This is a genomic window from uncultured Arthrobacter sp. (genome assembly GCF_902805515.1).
Classification (GTDB): Bacteria; Actinomycetota; Actinomycetes; order Actinomycetales; family Micrococcaceae; genus Arthrobacter_D.
In genome coordinates this window covers 1-16,008 of the sequence record NZ_CADCTE010000122.1, presented here as the reverse complement: position 1 = coordinate 16,008, position 16,008 = coordinate 1, and the positions used below count along the sequence as shown (strand labels likewise).

Genomic DNA, 16,008 nt, shown 5'->3' with positions numbered 1-16,008 from the left:
GCCTCACCAAGGATTTCGGGCCGGTCCCCTCGCTCGACGGACGGATGGTCCGGGTGCTCGACGGGGTCCACCTCGAGGCGGCGATGGGCAGCGTCACCGCGATCCTCGGTGCCAACGGCGCCGGCAAGACCACGACGCTCGAATGCGCCCAGGGCCTCCAGCGCCCCACCGCCGGCACGGTCCGGCTCCTCGGTGAGAACCCGCACCGCGCGAGTCCCCGGCTGCGTGCCCGGGTCGGCGTCATGCTGCAGGACGGCGGACTGCCTCCTTCGGTGAAGCCGATGGCCCTGCTGCGCCATGTCGCCTCCATGTACGCGGATCCGCGGCCGGTCGATGAGCTCGCCGAACGGCTGGGGATCGACGACTTCGGCGGCACGTCCATCCGCCGCCTCTCCGGCGGCCAGAAGCAGCGGCTCGCCCTCGCCTGCGCCCTGATCGGGCGGCCCGAGGTCCTCTTCCTGGATGAGCCCAGCGCCGGGCTCGACCCCCAGTCGCGCACCATCGTGTTCGAACTCATTAAGGAACTGCGCGCCGCGGGACTCGCGATCATCCTCACCACCCACCTGCTCGACGACGCCCAGAAGCTTGCGGACTACGTCTACATCATGGAGGGCGGGCGCACCGTGGCCCAGGGCACGGTGGCCGACCTGACGGCCGGGGCCGCCCCCGAGAACTTCCGGGAACTGCGCTTCCAAAGCGTGCCGGGCCTTGAAATTCCCCCCGGACTCCTGCCGCACCTCCACCGCGCGGAACCGGAGCCGGGCCACTACCTGGTCAGCGGCGCCCTCACGGCGGCCGACTTCGCGGCCCTGGCCCAGTGGTGGGACTCCGAGGGAATCCTGCCCGTAGCCGTCTCCATGGCCCCCCGGTCCCTCGAAGACGTTTTCCTCGACATCGCCGGACGGAGCATCCGATGACCCAGGCCGCCCCCCTCGCCCGGAGGGTGCTGCGCCACGGCGGCTACGAGGCCGCCGCGATGCTCCGCAACGGTGAACAGCTCGTGCTCGCCGTCGCCCTGCCCCTGCTGGCCCTCGCCGGCCTCGTGGCCACGCCCCTCCTTGACGGCTTCGGTCCCAGCAGGATCGACACCGCGGCGCCGGGGGTGCTCGCGCTGTGCGTGATGTCGACGGCGTTCACCGGCCAGGGCATCGCGACCGGCTTCGACCGCAGGTACGGGGTGCTCAGGTTCCTCTCGACCACCCCGCTGGGCCGTTCCGGCCTGGTCTTCGGCAAGGCCGCGGCCGTGGCCGTGGTGCTCGCCCTGCAGGTGGTGCTGATCGGCGGCGCCGCGGTGTTGATGGGCTGGCGCCCGGAACTGGCGGGGCTGCCCTGGGCGGTCCTGACCTTCGCCCTCGGCGCGGCGGCCTTCACCGCGCTCGGCCTCCTCGTGGCCGGGACGCTGCGGCCGGAGGCGACGCTCGCGGTGACGAACCTGCTGTGGATCGTGCTGGCCGCCGCCGGAGGGATCATCCTTCCTGCCGCCGGGCTCCCCGCCGCCGTCGAGCCGTTCGTGCGGATCCTGCCGTCGTCGGCGCTGGGCGACGGGCTGCGCGCCGCCTTCCTCGAGGGCTCCTTTCATCCCCTGTCCTGCCTGATCCTGCTGGGCTGGGCCGCGGTGGCCAGTGCCGCCGCCGTCCGCTGGTTCCGATGGAGTTGAGAACATGCCGTCTTCTGCCCTGACCCGCCTGCGATCCCGGCTCCCGGCCACCGAGACCCCTCTCATCCGCCGGCTGGCCATCGCGTCACTGGTGTCCCAGATCGTCATCGTCGTCACCGGCGGAGCGGTACGGCTCACCGCCTCGGGCCTTGGCTGCCCCGAGTGGCCGCGGTGCACCGCCGACTCGATCGTGAGCACCCCGGAGCTCGGCCTGCACGGCGTCATTGAGTTCGGCAACCGCCTGCTCACCTTTGTGCTGGTGGTGATCGCGGTCGCCATGCTGGTGTCAGTGCTCAACCTGCGCCGTCCGCGCCGGGACCTCTTCCGCCTCTCGGTGGCGCTCCTGGCGGGCATCCCCGCGCAGGCCGTGATCGGCGGCATCACCGTGTGGACCGATCTGAATCCATGGGTCGTCGGCTGGCACTTCCTGGTCTCAATGGCCCTCGTGACCGTCGCGACGGTGCTGGTGAACCGGACCCGGCTGACCACCGCCCGGAGCCGGGAGCGCCTGCCGCAGGCGGCTCCGAGGATCCTGCGCCAGCTCCTTGCGGTGATTGCCGTACTGACCGGGCTCGTCGTCGTCCTCGGGGTGATCGTGACCGGTTCGGGGCCCCACGCCGGAGACCACGGAGCGGCCCGCAACAACCTCGACCCGGAACTGATGACCCGCATCCACGCCGCACCGGTCTACCTCCTGGTGATGACCGTGGCCCTGGCCGTCGCGCTGGCCTACCGGTACCGGGTGGCGCCGGCCCTGCGCCGGTCGCTGGTGCTCCTTGCCGTCGTGGTCCTGGCCCAGGGCGCCGTGGGGTACGCCCAGCATTTCCTTCACCTGCCGATCGGGCTGGTGGCCCTGCACCTGCTCGGGGCCTCCCTGCTGACCGCGGCGGCGGTCCACGCGGTCTATACGGGATACACCCGGCAGCCGGCCGGCGCGGCTGCCGCGGCTCCCGGGCAGGTCAGGACACCGGTCCGCTGAGGGCCAGCGCCTCCTCAACCACGTCGACGAGCCGCGCCAGTTCGCGCTGTTCGCTGCCCGGGACCGGGAGCAGCGGAAGGCGGGGATCCCCCGCGTCGATGCCGCAGACGCGCGCGAGCAGGTGCAGCCCGCTGATCTTGCGCAGGTTCACCACATGCTGCACCACGGGCAGGAGCACCCTGCGGCACTCCGCGACACCGGCAGCGTCCCCCGCGGCGACCGCCGCGCGGAACCGGGCGTAATACGCCGGAAGGAGCGCAGCCGGGCCGGTGTGCCAGGCGTCCGCCGCCAGCTCCCCCGAGGCGATCAGCAGGTCGCCGCTCAGGCCGTGGCTGAAGGTGGCGTCCGTCAGGGAGCGGAGGCGGCCATACCGCTGCTGGAAGGAGGCCACGTCCGCGGCGGTGTCCTTAAACGCCACCACCGAGGGAAGGGCCAGGAGTTCCGCCACCAGCTCGAGCCCGTAGCTGAACTGGGTGGTGCGGGGGTTGTTGTAGAGGCAGATCGGCAGGTCGGTCGACTCCGCGACGGAGCGCACCTGGAAGGACACCTCCTCCTCGGTCAGCGGCACGTAGGAGACCGGCGAAAGAACCAGGCCCGCTGCTCCCGCGCGTTCGGCCGAGCGGGCGGCCGCCAGCACCTCGCGGGTTCCCACTGAACTGATGCCGACCACCACCGGCACCGCGCCCGCGGCAGCCTCGACGGCGGTGCGCGCCACCGCATCGCGCTCGGTCGAATCGAGGAAGGCGAAGCTCCCGGAGGAACCCAGGACGGCGATGGTGTCGACCCCCGAGACCGCCAGGGAAGAGATCAGGGCGGCAAGTTCGGGGGTGTTCACCCCGCCGTCGGCCGTGAAGGGCGTAATGGGATAGGCGACGAGCCCGGTGAAGGTCATGCCCCCATGCTAGCGGCGCCGGTCCTTCCCGCTAGAAGACGGGGCCGCCGACGAAGGGGTCGATCGCCAGGGCGAGGAAGAGCACGGTGAGGTAGCTGATCGAGCCGTGGAAGACCTTCATGGCCGCCCGGTTCTCGAGGGTTCCCTGGCGTGCCTTGGCGTGAAGGCGGTGGGTCTCCCGGATGAACCAGGCGCCGGCAGCTGCGGCGGCCACCGTGTAGACCCAGCCGGCTCCGGCCGGCACCAGCAGCAGCGAGGATGCGACGGTCGCCCACGCATACAGGACGACCTGGACCGAAACGACGCGCGCGCCGGCAATGGCCCCGAGCATCGGGACGTTCGCCGCGTTGTAGTCGTCGCTGTACTTCATCGACAGCGGCCAGTAGTGCGGGGGTGTCCAGAGGAAGATGATGAGGAAGAGCACGACGGCGGGCCACTCGACCGAGTTCGTCACGGCGGCCCATGCGATCAGCACCGGCATGCAGCCGGCGGCGCCGCCCCAGATGATGTTCTGCGCGGTCCGGCGCTTGAGGATGAGCGTGTAAACAACGACGTAGAGGAAGATCGCGGCGACGCCCAGCCAGGCCGCCAGCGGGTTCGCACCCCACCACAGGATGCCGATGGCCGCGGCGCCGAGCGCCCAGGCGAAGATCAGCGCCTCCCGGGGGGTGACCTCCCCGGTCACCAGCGGGCGGTTAGCCGTCCGGTGCATCACCTTGTCCATGTCGCGGTCGATGTAGCAGTTGAAGGCGCCGGCGCTGCCGGCGGCGAACGCCCCACCCACCATGGTGGCGAGGATCAGCCCGGGTGCCGGGAACCCGCCGTGGGCGAAGATCATCGTGGGAAGGGTCGTGACCAGCAGGAGCTCGATCACCCGCGGCTTGGTCAGGGCGAGATAGGCCCTGGCTTTGCGCCCGACGCCCCCTCGGGCCCGGGGCGGCCGTGCCGGCGCAGAAACCTGCTGGGTCTTCACAAGGCAACACTTTCATTTCTTTTGGGGCAAAAGACAGAATCATCATACCCTTTTACGCCGCGTAGAAATCGGGCCCTAATTACCCTGCCGCGCGGGCCGGGGCCCGGAGCGACTCCCCGTGACAATGCTCACCCGCGTTCCGGGACTTTTTGGGGAATGGACGGCAACATCTCCGACTTGTTACCCAGTGAACTTCCTTTGATGCGAGGAAGGGATATGGTTGGTTTTGAAGCCCAAGTGGCCCTCCTGCGGGGGTGCCTGCATCACTGGGAATACACGGAAAAATGCAGGATTCAACGGTGAACGGCCAGCAGGTTGTGGGTGCCTCCGCGTACCCCTGCCCCCAGCTCCCCACGGCGCCGTGGCGCTGGCCGACCTGGACAGAGAAAGGCCCGGTCAACGTGGCAAAGATGCAAGAGCAGGAACTCAACTGGAGCGAACTGGACGAAAAGGCGGTGGACACCATCCGCGTCCTCGCCGCGGACGCAGTGGAGAAGGTGGGCAACGGCCACCCGGGTACCGCGATGAGCCTTGCTCCCGCCGCCTACCTGCTCTTCCAGAAACTGATGCGCCATGACCCGTCCGACCCGGAATGGACCGGCCGCGACCGGTTCGTCCTCTCCCCCGGCCACACGTCGCTGACGCTCTACATCCAGTTGTACCTGGCCGGTTACGGCCTGGAACTCGATGACCTCAAGGCGCTGCGCACCTGGGGATCGCAGACCCCCGGCCACCCCGAATACCGCCACACCAAGGGCGTGGAGATCACGACCGGCCCGCTGGGCCAGGGCCTCGCGACCTCCGTCGGCTTCGCCTTCGGCCAGCGCCGCCAGCGCGGCATGTTCGACCCCGAGGCCCCCGAGGGCGAGAGCCTCTTCGACCACACCGTCTGGGTCATCGCCTCCGACGGCGACCTCCAGGAGGGCGTCACCTCCGAGGCCTCATCGCTCGCCGGCCACCAGGAGCTCGGCAACCTCGTGGTGCTCTACGACGAGAACCACATCTCCATCGAGGATGACACCGACATCGCCTTCAGCGAGGACGTGCTGAAGCGCTATGAGGCGTACGGCTGGCACGTCCAGCGGGTCGACTGGACGAAGACCGGCGAGTACGTCGAAGACGTCGCCGAGCTGTATGCCGCCCTGGTGGCCGCTAAGAACGAAACCTCGAAGCCCTCGATCGTGTCCCTCCGGACCGTCATCGGCTGGCCTGCTCCCAACAAGCAGAACACCGGCAAGATCCACGGCTCCGCCCTCGGGAAGGACGAGGTGGCCGCGCTGAAGCAGGCCCTGGGATTCGACCCGGAGAAGCACTTCGACGTCGACCCCGAGGTCCTGGCGCACGCCCGCAAGGTCGTTGAGCGCGGCGCCAGCGCCCGCGCCGACTGGGACACCTCCTTCGACGCCTGGCGTGGAGCCCACCCGGACGAGGCGAAGATGCTCGAGCGCATCGCCTCCCGCACCCTTCCCGAAGGCTGGGAAGAAGCACTGCCCGAGTTCCCCTCCGGCAAGGACATGTCGACCCGCGCCGCCTCCGGCAAGGTCCTCACCGCCATCGGTCCGGTCCTTCCCGAACTGTGGGGCGGCTCCGCCGACCTCGCAGAGTCGAACAACACCACCATTGAAGGCTCCCCGTCATTCGTGCCGACGAGCCGCCAGACCGAGGCCTGGAAGGGCAACCCGTACGGACGGGTGCTCCACTTCGGCATCCGCGAGCACGCCGCTGCGGCCATCGTCAACGGCATCGTGATGCACAGCAGCACCCGCGCGTTCTCCGGCACCTTCCTGATCTTCAGCGACTACCAGCGGCCTGCGGTCCGCCTCGGCGCCCTGATGGGCGTGCCGGCCATCTACGTCTGGACGCACGACTCCATCGGCCTCGGCGAAGACGGGCCGACCCACCAGCCCGTTGAGCAGCTCTCCTCGCTGCGCGCCATCCCCGGCCTCGACGTCGTGCGCCCCGGTGACGCCAACGAGGTCGCCGTGGCCTGGCGGACCATCCTGGAGAACACCCAGAACCCCGCAGGAATCGTGCTGACCCGGCAGAACATCCCCACGTACGAGCGCGGCGAGGGCGCAGCCACCGGTGACACCTTCGGCTCGGCCGAAGGCGTGGCCAAGGGCGCATACATCCTCGCCGAGGCCCGCAACGGCTCCCCCGAGGTCATCCTGATGGCCACCGGGTCCGAGGTGCAGCTGGCCGTCCAGGCCCGCGAAACCCTCGAAGCCGAAGGCATCGCCACCCGCGTTGTCTCGGTACCCTCGCTCGAGTGGTTCAACAGCCAGGACGAGGCGTACCGCGAGTCGGTCCTGCCGCGCAGCCTGCGCGCCCGGGTCTCCGTCGAAGCGGGCGTGGCCCAGAGCTGGCAGGGCCTGCTCGGCGACGCCGGCCGTGCCGTGTCCCTCGAGCACTACGGCGCCTCGGCGGACTACAAGACCCTCTACCGCGAGTTCGGCATCACCGCGGAGGCCGTCGTGGCCGCCGCCCGCGAGTCGATCAGCGCCGCCGCCGGCACGCCCCTTGCGGCCAATGGCACCCCCGCCATGCCGTCGGGCGCCCGCGCCACCGAGACCGGCGACCACCTGTAGTCCCACCGCTTCCGTCCGACACAAGTGTCCGTGAACGCGGACCCAAAGGAGAATTTCATGACTTCCAACCCAACGGCCGACCTTTCCGCCGCCGGCGTCTCGATCTGGCTCGATGACCTGTCCCGCGAACGCATCAACTCCGGTGCCTTCAAGCGCCTGATCGAAGAGCTCAACGTCGTCGGTGTCACCACCAACCCGAGCATCTTCGCCGCCGCGCTGAAGCAGGGCGAGTCCTACGCCTCGCAGGTCGGCGCCCTGGCTCAGGCCGGCGCCTCCGTCGACCAGGCGGTCTTCGACATCACCACCCACGACGTCGCACAGGCCTGCGACATCTTCGCCGAAGCGGCGAAGCGCACCGGCGGCTTCGACGGCCGCGTCTCGATCGAGGTCGACCCCCGCCTGGCCCGGGACACCCAGGGCACCATCGAGGAGGCCAAGCGCCTCCACGCCAAGGTCCAGCGCACCAACGTCCTGATCAAGATCCCGGCCACCGTGGAAGGCCTTGAGGCGATCACGGAGACCATCGCCGCGGGGATCAGCGTCAACGTCACCCTGATCTTCTCGCTCGAGCGGTACCGCGAGGTCATCAACGCCTACCTGGTCGGCCTCGAGAAGGCGAAGGAGAACGGGCACGACCTGAGCAAGATCCACTCCGTCGCCTCCTTCTTCGTCTCCCGCGTCGACGCCGAGATCGACGGACGCCTCGACGCTCTGGGCACCCCCGAAGCCAAGGCGCTCAAGGGCAAGGGCGGGCTCGCCAACGCCCGCCTGGCCTACCAGGTGTACCAGGAGCAGTTCGCCACCGAGCGCTGGCAGGTCCTCGCCGGTGCCGGCGCGAACCCCCAGCGTCCGCTGTGGGCCTCCACCGGGGTCAAGGACCCGTCGCTGCCCGACACCCTGTACGTGAGCGGACTCGTCGCTGAGGGCGTCGTCAACACCATGCCGGAGAAGACCCTTGAGGCGACGGCCGACCACGGCGTCATCGAAGGCGACACGGTCACCGGTACCTACGAGGAGTCGAACGCCGTGCTCAACGACCTCGACGGCCTGGGCGTCTCCTACAAGGAGGTCGTCGAGCAGCTCGAGACCGAAGGCCTCGACAAGTTCGTCACCAGCTGGTCCGAGCTCCTCGAGACCGTCAAGACCGCACTCGACACCGAAGGACGCTGATCCCGATGGGTTCATTCGAGCTCGCCGCGTCCGGCGCGGCCGCAGCCGCCATCGAGGCATCACTTTCCACCCTGGTCGAGGACAAGGTCGCCTCCCGGCTCATGGCCAAGGACGCCACCCTGTGGGGCCCCGACGCCGAGCCTGAGGCCTCCATCCGCCTCGGCTGGATCGACCTGTTCGACGAGTCACGGGCGCTGATCCCGCAGATCGCACAGCTCCGCGAGGAGCTTGCGGCCGAGGGGGTGACCCGCTTCGTGCTGGCCGGCATGGGCGGGTCTTCGCTGGCCCCCGAGGTCATCACCCGGACCGCCGGGGTCGACCTCGTGGTCCTCGACTCGACCGACCCCGACCAGGTCGGCGCCGCCCTCGCGGAGCGCCTCGCCGAGACGGCGATCGTGGTGTCCTCGAAGTCGGGCTCCACCGTGGAGACCGACTCTCAGCGCAGGGTCTTCGAGAAGGCGTTCACCGACGCCGGCATCGACGCGAAGTCCCGCATCATCATCGTCACCGATCCCGGTTCGCCGCTCGACGGTTCGGCGAGGGAGGCCGGCTACCGCCAGGTCTTCAACGCCAATCCGCAGGTCGGCGGACGCTACTCGGCCCTGACCGCGTTCGGCCTGGTCCCCTCGGGCCTTGCCGGGGCCGACATCGAAGCCCTCGTGGCCGATGCCGAGGAGATCTCCGAGTTCCTCGGCGAGGACGGACCCGACAACGCCGGCCTGCGGCTGGGCGCCGTGCTCGGGGGCACCAAGCCCCTGCGCGACAAGATCGTCTTCGCCGACGGCGGCTCCGGCCTGCCGGGCTTCGCCGACTGGGCCGAGCAGCTCATCGCGGAGTCCACCGGGAAGCTCGGCACGGGCCTGCTGCCCGTCGTGGCCTCCCTGGACTCCCCCGAGGTCGCCACGGTGGCCGACGACGTCGTTCCGGTCGTCCTGGCCGGTTCCGACGCCGAGGTGTCCACGGACGGACAGACCCGCGCGGTGGTGAGCGGATCGCTGGGCAGCCAGATGTTCGTCTGGGAGTTCGCAACCGCGGTCGCGGGCCGGCTGCTGGGGATCAATCCCTTCGACCAGCCCGACGTGGAGGCGGCGAAGAAGGCCGCCCGCGGCCTGCTTGACGCCCAGCCCGCTCCGGCTCCGGCTAACTTCATCGACGGCGCCGTCGAGATCCGCGGTGACGCGGACCTGCTCGGCAATGCCACCACGGTCGGGGACGCCCTCCAGGCGCTCCTGGGCACCCTTGAGCCCACCGGCTACCTGTCGGTCCAGGCGTACCTGGACCGGCACGCCCAGGCGCCGCTCGAGGAACTGCGCAGTCCGCTGGCCGCCCTGACGGGCCGGCCCGTCACCTTCGGGTGGGGACCGCGGTTCCTTCACTCGACCGGCCAGTTCCACAAGGGTGGACCGGCCTCCGGGGTGTACCTCCAGATCACCGGCGCCGCCGGCTCGGACCTGGAGATTCCGGGACTGCCCTTCACCTTCGGGGAATTGATCTCGGCCCAGGCGGCCGGGGACGCACAGGTGCTTGAGGCCCACGGCCGTCCCGTGGTCCGCCTGCACCTGACAGACCGCGCGGCGGGGCTGAGCCAGCTCACCGGCGTCATTGACTTCCTGGCCGGAGCCGGCCGGGAGACCCAGCAGAACGGCTAGACATGCACGAGACCCTTCCCCCCAAACAGGCAAATCCCCTGCGGGATCCCCGCGACCGGCGCCTGAACCGGATCGCGGGGCCGTCGTCGCTGGTGCTCTTCGGAGTCACCGGCGACCTCGCCCGCAAGAAGCTCATGCCGGCCGTGTACGACCTGGCCAACCGCGGCCTGCTCCCGCCCAGCTTCGCCCTCATCGGCTTCGGCCGGCGCGATTGGAGCAACGAGCAGTTCGCCGAGGAGGTCCGGAACTCCGTCAAGCAGTATGCGCGCACCCCGTTCAACGACACGGTGTGGGAGCAGCTTGAGGCCGGAATCCGCTTCGTCCAGGGCAACTTCGACGACGACGACGCCTACGACCGCCTCCAGGAGTCGCTGAGCGAGCTGGATGAGACCCGGGGAACGCGCGGTAACCACGCGTTCTACCTGTCCATCCCGCCGAAGGCCTTCGAGATCGTGTGCCAGAAGCTGTCCGAGCACGGGCTTGCCGAGCCCGGCGACGGTCAGTGGCGGCGCGTCGTTATCGAGAAGCCGTTCGGGCACAACCTTGAGTCGGCCCGCGAACTGAACAACATCGTCGAACAGGTGTTCCCGCCGGACGCGGTGTTCCGCATCGACCACTACCTCGGCAAGGAGACGGTCCAGAACATCCTGGCCCTGCGCTTCGCCAACCAGCTGTTCGAACCCCTGTGGAGCGCCAACTATGTCGACCACGTGCAGATCACCATGGCCGAGGACATCGGCATCGGTGGGCGCGCCGGCTACTACGACGGCGTCGGCGCCGCACGGGACGTCATCCAGAACCACCTCCTGCAGCTGCTCGCCCTCACGGCCATGGAGGAGCCCATCTCCTTCAACGCCGAGGACCTGCGCGCCGAGAAGGAGAAGGTGCTCGCTGCGGTGCGGCTCCCCGAGGACCTGACCTGCTACTCCGCCCGCGGACAGTACGACAGCGGCTGGCAGGGCGGTGAGGAGGTCAAGGGCTTCCTCGACGAGGACGGCATCCCGGCCGATTCCACGACGGAGTCCTTCGCCGCAATCCGGCTCGACATCAACACCCGCCGGTGGAGCGGTGTCCCGTTCTACCTGCGGGCCGGCAAGCGCCTCGGCCGGCGGGTCACGGAAATCGCGGTCGTCTTCAAGCGCGCCCCGAACCTGCTCTTCCAGGACAACAACGATGACGACTTCGGGCAGAACGCCGTCGTCATCCGCGTCCAGCCGGACGAGGGTGCGACCATCCGGTTCGGCTCGAAGGTTCCGGGCACGCAGATGGAGGTGCGGGACGTCACCATGGACTTCGGGTACGGCCACTCCTTCACCGAGTCGAGCCCGGAGGCCTACGAACGGCTCATCCTCGATGTGCTGCTCGGGGAGCCTCCGTTGTTCCCCCGCCAGCAGGAGGTCGAACTGTCCTGGCAGATCCTCGATCCCTTCGAGAAGTTCTGGGCCTCACTTGATGAACAGCCCGAAAAGTACAGGCCGGGCAGTTGGGGACCATCCTCCGCCGATGAACTACTGGCCGCCGATGGCAGAAGCTGGAGAAGGCCATGATCGTCGATCTTCCGAACACCACCACCTCGAAGGTCTCGAAGGAGATCATGAGCCTGCGCGACCGGGGCGGCGTCGTCGCCCTTGGGCGGGTGCTGACCCTCGTGATCATCACCCGCGCCGGGGCCGAAGAGGAGGCGATCCGGGCCGCGAACGAGGCGAGCCGGGAGCACCCCTGCCGCATCATCGTCCTGGCCGAGGGCTCGCACGACGAGCCGACTCGACTCGATGGGCAGATCCGGGTCGGCGGTGACGCCGGGGCCTCCGAGGTGATCGTGCTCCGCGGCTACGGGGACCTCGCGAACGAGAACGAGTCCCTGGTCTCGGCCCTGCTGCTGCCCGATGCCCCGATCGTGGCCTGGTGGCCGCACCGCATGCCTGCGGCGGCCGCTCAGACCTCCATCGGTGCCATCGCCCACCGTCGGATCACCGACTCGTCCAACGAGGCCGACCCTGCGGCGGCACTGTTCAACCTGCAGACCACCTACTCCGCCGGTGACACGGACATGGCCTGGACCCGGCTGACCAACTGGCGCATCCAGTTGGCCGCCGTACTCGACCAGGCGGAACCGTCCACGATCACCGCCGTGACCGTCGAGGGCGCCGAGGACTCCCCCAGCACCGTGCTGCTGGCGGCCTGGCTGACGCTGGCCCTCGATGCTCCGGTGACGATTGCGGCCGGTCCCGCCGGTACCGGCCTGCACCGGGTGCGGCTCTCGCGGGACAACGGGGACATCGAGCTGTACCGTCCGGGCCGGGATGTGGCCGAGCTGCACCAGCTCGGCCAGCCGGTCCAGCGGATTTCGCTGCCGCGCCGCAGCCTGGAGGAGTGCCTCGCCGAGGAGCTTCGTCGACTTGACCCGGACGACGTCTTCGGGGAAGTTATCACCGAAGGCCTTGCGAAAACGAACCTAAGGAGCGTACAAACCAGTGAACGCTGAGCCAAAGATCAGTATCCACCCCGGCCCGACCCTGCTTGCCGCCTCGGTGGCGTCTCGCCTGATCACCCGCCTCGTCGATGTGCAGAACGAGCGCGGGACGGCCACGGTGGTGCTGACCGGAGGCTCCATCGGCACGGCGGCCCTCAAGGCAGTGTGGCAATCCCCCACCTGCCGGACCGTGGACTGGTCGAAGGTGGACTTCTGGTGGGGCGACGAGCGGTTCCTGCCGGCCGGCCACCCCGACCGCAATGCGGTGCAGGCCCGCGAGGCACTGCTTGACCACCTTGCTGTGGATCCGGCGAAGATCCACGAGTTCGGCTCCAGCGACCAGTTCCCCGACCAGGATGCCGCCGCCGCCGATTACGCGGCACGGCTGCAGGAAGCGGCCGAAGCGGAAGCCCTGGACGGCGCCGCCGATCCACGGCTGCCACGGTTCGACGTGCTGATGCTCGGCGTCGGCCCGGACGCCCACATCGCCTCGCTCTTCCCGGAGCTGGCGGGGATCCGGACGAAGGGCTCGACCGTCGTGGGCGTCGCCGACGCACCCAAGCCTCCGCCGGAGCGGATCTCCCTCACGCTGGAGAGCATCAACTCGGCGGAGGAGGTCTGGCTGGCGGTGGCCGGTGAGGACAAGGCCGGCGCGGTGGGCCTGGCCCTTGCCGGTGCCGGCTCCGTCCAGGTGCCGGCCGCCGGTGCCCGCGGCCGGAACAAGACCCTGTGGCTGATCGACCAGGATGCTGCCGTGCAGCTCCCCGGCCGCCTGATCAACCGCGAGGACGCCGAACAGTGATCGAGCCGGGGCGATAGCGCACCCCCGGCCCACGAAAAAGGCCCCGCCGCTTCCAATCCTGGAAGCGGCGGGGCCTTTTTTTGCGCTGCTCAGGGTTCGAGGAACCGCTGAATCAGTCCAAGGGCGATGATCACGGTGCCCCAGGCCAGGCCAAGCGCCACGGTGAAGCGGTTCAGGTTGCGCTCGGCAACCCCGGAGGAGCCCATGCTTGAGGTCATGCCGCCGCCAAACATGTCGGACATGCCGCCGCCGCGGCCCTTGTGCAGCAGGATCAGCAGCGTCAGGAGCAGGCTGGTGATGCCCAGCAGTACGAGAAGGATGATTCGGAGAATTTCCACGGGGCCCTTTCAAGGCTGAGAACCCGCCGTTGGCGGGAGGCGCGACTAGCCTGTGACCAGGTGCTGTTCGAACCTGACAATACTAGCAAACTCGGACACGTCGAGGCTCGCACCGCCGACGAGCACGCCGTCGACGTCGCGTTCCTTGAGGATCGCTCCGGCGTTGGCGGCCTTGACCGACCCACCATAGAGCAGGCGGACCTTCGCGGCCGTGTCGCCGTCGAAGAGTTCGCCCAGTTCGGCGCGGATCGCCGCGCACATCTCCTGGGCGTCCTGCGGTCCGGCCACCTCGCCGGTGCCGATCGCCCAGACGGGCTCGTAGGCGACAACAAGCTGGGCGGCCTGCTCGGTCGAAAGACCGGCAACCCCCTTCCGCAGCTGATCGAGCGTGTGCTCGACGTGGGTGCCGGCCTGGCGGATCTCGAGGCCCTCACCGACACAGAGCACCGGCACGAGTGCGTGCCGGTAGGCCGCGTGCACCTTGGTGTTGAGCAGTTCGTCGGATTCGGCGTGGATCGTGCGGCGCTCGGAATGGCCCACCAGCACGTACGTGCAGCCGAGGCGCTTCAGGAACTGCCCGGAGATGTCCCCGGTGTAGGCGCCGGAGTCGTGCGGGGAAAGGTCCTGGCCGCCGTACACCACGGGCAGGTCGTCCCCCTTGACGAGGGTCTGCACACCGCGCAGGTCGGTGAACGGCGGGAACACCGACACCTCAACCCTGCCGAAGTCGTGGTTGGCGTCGTCGAGGGTCCACGCGAGCTTCTGCAGGAACGTGATGGCCTGGACGTGGTCCAGGTTCATTTTCCAGTTACCGGCGATCAGGGGGCGCCGGTCGAACACACCGTTCGTCGAGGTGGTCATAGCGAACTCTCTTTCAGTCGTCAGGAGCCGCAGGACCCGCCCGTGCGGGCGGGTCCTGCGGCGGAAATGTTCCCGTGCCGGTGGCCTCAGGCGCGCTCGAGCGCCGTCAGGCCGGGGAGCTCCTTGCCCTCGAGGTATTCGAGGCTTGCCCCACCCCCGGTGGAGATGTGGCCGAACTGGGCGTCCTCGAACCCGAGGCCCCGGACCGCGGCGGCGGAGTCGCCTCCACCCACCACCGTCAGGGCGCCGTTGCGCTGCGCCTCGACGAGGGCCTGCGCAACCACGCGGGTCCCCTCGGCGAAGGCCTCGAACTCGAACACGCCCATGGGCCCGTTCCAGAACACGGTCTTCGCCTGCGCGATGTGCGCCGCGAAATCGGAGCCGCTGGCCGGTCCGATGTCGAGGCCGATCCCGCCGGCACCGTAGGGGCCGGACTCGATGGCATCGGCCGCAAGCACCCCGTGTCCTGCATCGGGCGCGAACTTCTCGGCGACAACGATGTCCGTCGGGAAGACGAACTCCGTGCCCGCCTCGGCCGCGCGGTCGAGGTAGCCGCGCACCGTGTCGAGCTGGTCGGCCTCGAGCAGGCAGGCGCCCACCTTGTGCCCCTGGGCGGCGAGGAACGTGAAGACCATTCCCCCGCCGATCAGGAGCCGGTCGGCCTTGCCCAGCAGGTTCTCGATGACTGCCAGCTTGTCGGAGACCTTCGATCCGCCCAGAACGACCACGAAGGGCCGCTCGGGGTCCGTGGTGAGCCGCTGGAGCACCTCGACCTCCGCCTTCACCAGGTCGCCCTGGTAGGAGGGAAGGATCGCGGCGAGGTCATACACGCTTGCATGCTTGCGGTGCACGGCACCGAAAGCGTCATTGACGTATGCCCCCGAGCTGCCGGCGAGCCCGGCGAACTCCTGTGCGAGTGCTGCGCGTTCGCTCTCGTCCTTGCTGGTCTCACGCGGGTCGAACCGCACGTTCTCGAGCACCAGGACCTCCCCGTCGGAGAGCGCCTGGGCTGCTGCCCGCGCCTGCTCCCCGGCGGTATCCCCCGCGAGCGTCACGGGGAAGTCCGCAAGCTCGGCCAGGCGGTCGACGGCGGGGCGGAGCGAGTACTTCGCCTCGGGCGCACCCTTGGGGCGCCCAAGGTGAGCCATCACGATGACGGCGGCTCCGGCCTCGCTGAGCTTGCGCAGCACAGGAAGCGACGCCCGGAGGCGTCCGTCGTCGGTGACCCGCTGGGAGTCGTCAAGGGGAACGTTGAGGTCCGAGCGGACCAGGATCCGCCGGCCGCGGACCCCTTCCGCCAGGAGGTCGTCAATCGATGCGTAGCCCACCGGGTCAGGAGAGCTTGGAAGCGACGATTTCGGTGAGGTCAACGAGGCGGTTCGAGTAGCCCCACTCGTTGTCGTACCAGGACACGACCTTGACCTGGTTGCCGATGACCTTGGTCAGGCCGGAGTCGTAGATGGACGACGCCGGATCGCCGACGATGTCGGAAGAGACGATCGGGTCCTCGGTGTAGGTCAGGTAGCCCTTGAGGGGTCCCTCGGCGGCGGCCTTGTAGGCTGCGTTGACTTCCTCGACGGTGACCTCGCGGCCGAGGGTCACGGTGAGGTCCGTTGCCGAACCGGT

The 16,008-nt window shown here is 69.3% G+C and carries 14 protein-coding genes and 1 pseudogene; 9 read left to right on the top strand and 6 right to left on the bottom strand.

Annotation, left to right across the window (positions count from 1 at the left end):
• The first annotated feature begins 44 nt into the window (after positions 1 to 44).
• Genes QZX79_RS10935 through QZX79_RS10925 form a run of 3 tightly spaced genes read left to right on the top strand, consistent with a single transcriptional unit; the run spans position 45 to position 2,636 of the window.
• Positions 45 to 917 carry an ABC transporter ATP-binding protein gene (locus QZX79_RS10935; RefSeq protein WP_294568329.1) on the top strand — a complete coding sequence of 291 codons (873 nt, stop codon included), beginning with the start codon at positions 45 to 47 and terminating at the stop codon, positions 915 to 917.
• A complete protein-coding gene (locus QZX79_RS10930; RefSeq protein WP_294568309.1) occupies positions 914 to 1,657 on the top strand; it encodes an ABC transporter permease in 744 nt (247 codons plus the stop codon). Before QZX79_RS10935 ends, QZX79_RS10930 begins: the two co-directional genes overlap by 4 nt.
• 4 nt (positions 1,658 to 1,661) lie before the next feature.
• Positions 1,662 to 2,636 carry a heme A synthase gene (locus QZX79_RS10925; RefSeq protein WP_294568308.1) on the top strand — a complete coding sequence of 325 codons (975 nt, stop codon included), beginning with the start codon at positions 1,662 to 1,664 and terminating at the stop codon, positions 2,634 to 2,636.
• Here QZX79_RS10925 and QZX79_RS10920 read toward each other — a convergent pair.
• Both QZX79_RS10920 and QZX79_RS10915 read right to left on the bottom strand, forming a co-directional pair.
• The gene (locus QZX79_RS10920) at positions 2,617 to 3,528 is read right to left on the bottom strand and encodes a dihydrodipicolinate synthase family protein (RefSeq protein ID WP_294568307.1); all 912 of its coding nucleotides are present in this window, start codon (positions 3,526 to 3,528) and stop codon (positions 2,617 to 2,619) included. The genes QZX79_RS10925 and QZX79_RS10920 overlap by 20 nt on opposite strands.
• A 31-nt stretch (positions 3,529 to 3,559) precedes the next feature.
• Positions 3,560 to 4,501 (bottom strand): heme o synthase, encoded by a 942-nt coding sequence (locus QZX79_RS10915; protein ID WP_294568306.1) that lies wholly within the window; start codon positions 4,499 to 4,501, stop codon positions 3,560 to 3,562.
• Between the two features lie 410 nt (positions 4,502 to 4,911).
• Here QZX79_RS10915 and tkt point away from each other — a divergent pair, with 410 nt between their 5' ends.
• From tkt to pgl, 6 genes are read left to right on the top strand one after another with little or no spacing between them, the layout of a single operon-like run.
• The gene (gene tkt / locus QZX79_RS10910) at positions 4,912 to 7,089 is read left to right on the top strand and encodes a transketolase (RefSeq protein WP_294568328.1); all 2,178 of its coding nucleotides are present in this window, start codon (positions 4,912 to 4,914) and stop codon (positions 7,087 to 7,089) included.
• A 57-nt stretch (positions 7,090 to 7,146) separates the two neighbouring features.
• Positions 7,147 to 8,259, top strand: coding sequence for a transaldolase (gene tal, locus QZX79_RS10905; protein WP_294568305.1), 1,113 nt, complete (start codon positions 7,147 to 7,149; stop codon positions 8,257 to 8,259).
• 5 nt (positions 8,260 to 8,264) lie between these two features.
• A complete protein-coding gene (locus tag QZX79_RS10900; RefSeq protein WP_294568304.1) occupies positions 8,265 to 9,908 on the top strand; it encodes a glucose-6-phosphate isomerase in 1,644 nt (547 codons plus the stop codon).
• Positions 9,909 to 9,910: 2 nt separating this feature from the next.
• Positions 9,911 to 11,455, top strand: a complete 1,545-nt coding sequence (gene zwf / locus QZX79_RS10895; RefSeq protein WP_294568303.1) for a glucose-6-phosphate dehydrogenase — start codon at positions 9,911 to 9,913, stop codon at positions 11,453 to 11,455.
• Complete coding sequence (locus QZX79_RS10890) at positions 11,452 to 12,393, top strand: glucose-6-phosphate dehydrogenase assembly protein OpcA (RefSeq protein ID WP_294568302.1); 942 nt, start codon at positions 11,452 to 11,454, stop codon at positions 12,391 to 12,393. The genes zwf and QZX79_RS10890 overlap by 4 nt, the downstream gene beginning before the upstream one ends.
• On the top strand, positions 12,383 to 13,183 hold the full coding sequence (gene pgl, locus QZX79_RS10885; protein ID WP_294568301.1) for a 6-phosphogluconolactonase: 801 nt from the start codon (positions 12,383 to 12,385) through the stop codon (positions 13,181 to 13,183). The genes QZX79_RS10890 and pgl overlap by 11 nt, the downstream gene beginning before the upstream one ends.
• Before the next feature lie 89 nt (positions 13,184 to 13,272).
• Here the strand turns inward: pgl and secG are convergent, their stop codons facing one another.
• The 4 genes and pseudogenes from secG to QZX79_RS10865 form a co-directional block, all read right to left on the bottom strand.
• The gene (gene secG, locus QZX79_RS10880) at positions 13,273 to 13,521 is read right to left on the bottom strand and encodes a preprotein translocase subunit SecG (RefSeq protein WP_294568300.1); all 249 of its coding nucleotides are present in this window, start codon (positions 13,519 to 13,521) and stop codon (positions 13,273 to 13,275) included.
• Positions 13,522 to 13,566: 45 nt separating this feature from the next.
• Positions 13,567 to 14,382, bottom strand: a complete 816-nt coding sequence (gene tpiA, locus QZX79_RS10875; RefSeq protein WP_294568299.1) for a triose-phosphate isomerase — start codon at positions 14,380 to 14,382, stop codon at positions 13,567 to 13,569.
• An 86-nt stretch (positions 14,383 to 14,468) separates the two neighbouring features.
• Positions 14,469 to 15,710 carry a phosphoglycerate kinase gene (locus QZX79_RS10870; RefSeq protein ID WP_294568298.1) on the bottom strand — a complete coding sequence of 414 codons (1,242 nt, stop codon included), beginning with the start codon at positions 15,708 to 15,710 and terminating at the stop codon, positions 14,469 to 14,471.
• A gap of 4 nt (positions 15,711 to 15,714) precedes the next feature.
• Positions 15,715 to 16,008, bottom strand: a pseudogene (locus QZX79_RS10865) (type I glyceraldehyde-3-phosphate dehydrogenase); the annotation flags it as partial.

What these genes read in the sequence shown, in the direction of transcription:
- QZX79_RS10900 (WP_294568304.1), top strand. Translation starts at nt 8,265, where the DNA reads ATGGGTTCATTCGAGCTCGCCGCGTCCGGCGCGGCCGCAGCCGCCATC.
- tpiA (WP_294568299.1), bottom strand. Translation starts at nt 14,382, where the DNA reads ATGACCACCTCGACGAACGGTGTGTTCGACCGGCGCCCCCTGATCGCC.
- QZX79_RS10890 (WP_294568302.1), top strand. Translation starts at nt 11,452, where the DNA reads ATGATCGTCGATCTTCCGAACACCACCACCTCGAAGGTCTCGAAGGAG.
- QZX79_RS10920 (WP_294568307.1), bottom strand. Translation starts at nt 3,528, where the DNA reads ATGACCTTCACCGGGCTCGTCGCCTATCCCATTACGCCCTTCACGGCC.
- QZX79_RS10935 (WP_294568329.1), top strand. Translation starts at nt 45, where the DNA reads ATGGTCCGGGTGCTCGACGGGGTCCACCTCGAGGCGGCGATGGGCAGC.
- QZX79_RS10925 (WP_294568308.1), top strand. Translation starts at nt 1,662, where the DNA reads ATGCCGTCTTCTGCCCTGACCCGCCTGCGATCCCGGCTCCCGGCCACC.
- QZX79_RS10930 (WP_294568309.1), top strand. Translation starts at nt 914, where the DNA reads ATGACCCAGGCCGCCCCCCTCGCCCGGAGGGTGCTGCGCCACGGCGGC.
- tkt (WP_294568328.1), top strand. Translation starts at nt 4,912, where the DNA reads ATGCAAGAGCAGGAACTCAACTGGAGCGAACTGGACGAAAAGGCGGTG.
- tal (WP_294568305.1), top strand. Translation starts at nt 7,147, where the DNA reads ATGACTTCCAACCCAACGGCCGACCTTTCCGCCGCCGGCGTCTCGATC.
- zwf (WP_294568303.1), top strand. Translation starts at nt 9,911, where the DNA reads ATGCACGAGACCCTTCCCCCCAAACAGGCAAATCCCCTGCGGGATCCC.